The sequence below is a fragment of the Chitinimonas sp. genome, assembly GCF_041904975.1.
Classification (GTDB): domain Bacteria; phylum Pseudomonadota; class Gammaproteobacteria; order Burkholderiales; family Chitinimonadaceae; genus Chitinimonas.
In genome coordinates this window covers 1-3,228 of record NZ_JAYRLZ010000378.1, presented here as the reverse complement: position 1 = coordinate 3,228, position 3,228 = coordinate 1, and the positions used below count along the sequence as shown (strand labels likewise).

At 65.1% G+C, this 3,228-nt stretch carries 2 protein-coding genes and 1 pseudogene; all 3 read right to left on the bottom strand.

What is annotated here, in order from left to right; all coding sequences use genetic code 11:
* A pseudogene (locus ACE3OH_RS21070) lies at positions 1-1,735 on the bottom strand (hypothetical protein); the annotation flags it as partial.
* A 192-nt stretch (positions 1,736-1,927) separates the two neighbouring features.
* Positions 1,928-2,695: a class I SAM-dependent methyltransferase gene (locus ACE3OH_RS21065; RefSeq protein ID WP_374357844.1), complete on the bottom strand. Its 768-nt coding sequence runs from the start codon at positions 2,693-2,695 to the stop codon at positions 1,928-1,930.
* A 38-nt stretch (positions 2,696-2,733) separates the two neighbouring features.
* Positions 2,734-3,228: hypothetical protein (locus ACE3OH_RS21060; protein WP_374357841.1), on the bottom strand; the 495-nt coding region annotated here is incomplete at its 5' end.

Here is a 3,228-nt window from a genome sequence, read left to right as displayed (position 1 = left end):
CCAGGTCGATCTGGCGCGGGTCGTCGTGCGACAGCGCCTGGCCTGCGGCTTCCAGCTGGCGCAGATGCAGATCGAACACATCGCCCTCACTCTGCTCGTCGTCCATCCAGGCAAGATCGAAGGCCTGCTGTGCGGCACTGCGGCTGTCGCGCGCGGTGGCTTCGTGCTTGCCTTGGTTGTCGAAGTAGACAAAGGCCACCGCTGCCCACACGCCAGCCAGCACCAGCAGGCTGGCCAGACTCTCCCACCAGCGCGCCTTGGGCTGCTCGCCTTGGCTGAGCACGGCTTTCACGGCCAGTCGCGTGGCATGAAAACCCCGCAGGCCGAGCAGACGGGCTTGCTGGAACAAATGGATGCGCCGTTCCTGTTCGGGCAAATCGGGCCGGTCGGCCGCCAGCAGGCGGTCGAGGCGGCGGCGCTGCGGCAAGCCCATCAGCAGCACCAGCGGCGCCAGCAAAAGCATGGTGTTATTCGCCCAGATCGCCAGCGCTGCCAGCGCGGCGATGCTGATCATGCGGTAAGCGAGGCGCAGCCACGGCCAGCGCTGAAACAGCGCCAGCTCCAGCAGCTGGCCGCCATCGAGCGGCGAAATCGGCAGCAGATTGAACAGATTGATGAACATCGCCATGCGGGCAATGCCCTCCCACCGCGCCAGGTCCAGCTGCGGTTGGCTACCCAGCCAGGCAAACAGCCCAAGGCCGGCCAGCAGCCCCGGCAGCGGGCCGGCCAGCAGAATGGCGGCATGCTTCCAGGCCGGCAGGGTGGGCGGTTTGCCGCTTACCACCGCGCCGAATAGCGGGATAAAGAACATGGTGAGGCCGGTAAAGCCGAACAGCCGCATCGCCAGCGCATGGCCGCCCTCATGCAGCAGCAGGATGGCGGTAATCGCCAGCGCATCCTGCCAGCCAAAGCGCCAGCCCCAGGCCAGAATGGCCACGGCGATGCTCAGCCCCAATAACCAGCCACGCACATCGCGGCGCTGGTGCTGGCGCACCGCCTGCATTTGCCGATCGAGCGATTCATTGAAGGCATCGACATGCTCAGGCCCGGTTTCCGCTGCCAGATAGGGGCGGCGTAACTGGCGATAGCGTGTGAAGGTGCGCCAGCTCATGCGCAGCGCGGTCGCCAGGGTCGGGTGCAATACGCCATGGCGCTCACTGACGCGGCCGGCGGCTTGCATGGCAGCAATATGGCTTTCGCTGTCTTGCGCCAGCTGTGCAATGACTTCCTCATCGCTCAGCAGCTGCAAGGTCTGGCCGGCAAGGCGGTCTCGATGCGCCTGCCAGTGGCTGGCCAGGTTCTTGGCGTACGGGTCATGCACCTGCCAGTGTGGCGGTGTAGCAACCAGCAGATGGGCGATGCGGTTCAGGGTCGCGAGGCGAGTGCCGTCGCTGGTAAAGCTGGAAAAACTGACCGGATGGCACAAGCCGTTGACCAGGCGGAACGAGAGTTGCGCATAGGCCGGCTCGTCGCGATGGCGCAGGATGATCTGGGTGGCGAACTGCTTATCCCACTCGCTCTTGCCATGATCGATGGGCAGAAAACCCAATTCCAGCAGGGCATCGAGCGCCGCCTGCTGGTGCGGCGCCAGGGCTTCGGGCGCAAGGCCATTGCGGATACGTACCGGATACAGGCCGGCGTTGAGTACCTGTATCAGCAGGATCACGAAATAGATAAGGGGCAGCGCGACAATCAGCAGCGCTATGCCCATAACAATCGCAAGCAGGGTGGACATGGTCGATCAGGCCGCTCGGACAGACAAGCCGGCGATTATGGCCGAGCAAGGCCTGGCCGCTCAGGGTAATTGTGCAACCCGCCTCAACTAGACGGGCAGACCGAGCATGGTGGCGCAGCTGTGCGCAGCGCTGCGCCCGCGAACCTCGGGCCTTGCTGGCCGGGGCGCTGGCTGCGGCGGCGACAACTGCCCTCAGCCGGTCTTGTGGCAATGCCAGGCGTCGGTACGGTAGGGGAAGGCTACCGTTTCTTGGCCGGCCAAGGCCGGATGCTGTGCGATCAACGTGCGCAATTGCGCCGCCACCACCGCCTGCTCGGTCGCCGGCAGGCTGGCGATAAAGCTGACCGACAGGATGCGATCGACTATCACCTGCTCGGGCGGGCCAAGATGCTGGTAGGCAAATTGGCTGAGTTGCAGCTCGGCTAGCCCCGGCGCCGGAAACACCGCCTGCCAGTCGCCACGGTGGTGGCGTGGGGTATCGCCTTCATACGGTTCAATGATGCGGCTGATTTCGGCCACCCAATCGATAGCCTGCTCGCGCACATTCCAGATCAGGCCCAGCGTGCCGCCCGGCCGCAGTATGCGCACAATCTCGGCCACAGCGGCCGGCGTGGCAAACCAGTGGAAGGCCTGCGCACACAGCACGGCATCGACCGACGCCGAGGGCAGGCCGGTTGCCTCGGCTGTGCCTTCATAGGCGGCAACCGCAGGCAACGCCTCGACCAGCTTGGCACGCATGGCAGCGACCGGCTCCACCGCAATGACCGTCGCGCCGGTCTGGCTCAATAGGCGGGTGAACTTGCCGGTACCGGCGCCCAGATCCAGCACCGTCTTGCCCGGCGCAACACCCAGGGTGTCGGTCAACCAGCCCTGCACGGCATCGGGATAGTCGGGCCGGCCACGGGCATAGGCATCGGCCTGCTTGCTGAAGCCGCTGGCGGCCTGGTGGTGGATGGACATGGATGATCCTGTGCTGAGCGAAGCGGCTGGCCGGAGGCCTACACCACCTTGCCGATGATATAGCCGATGACAATGCCGGTAATCAGTGCGATGGTCAGGCCGCGATAGGTCAGCACATCCTTGGAATAGCCACGGCGGATGGCCATGACCGATACCAGGTAGCCGATGGAATTGAGCAGCCAGATAACCGGAATCGACAGGATCTTGATCAGCAAGGGGCCGATCACCGGCAGCATGCCGAGCAAGCCGACCAGAAACGCCAGGGCATGGGATGCCATGGCGCCCAGCACCAGTCCGGCGCCGACGATATGCCGGTCTATGCCGTGGTTAAGGGCAAACTGGGCGCCCAGCAGCAAGGCGACCCAGATGGCGATCATCACGCCAAAGCGCTGCCAGGCCGGGCGCTTCGGTGCAGCGGCGCACGCTGGCTCTGCGCAGGCATCTACCGCGGCCGGCTGCCAGCGAGCCAGCAGCTGGCCGATGGTTGCGCTGCCGGCATCATCGCCAGCCTTGATGGCAGCGTTTTGTTGCTC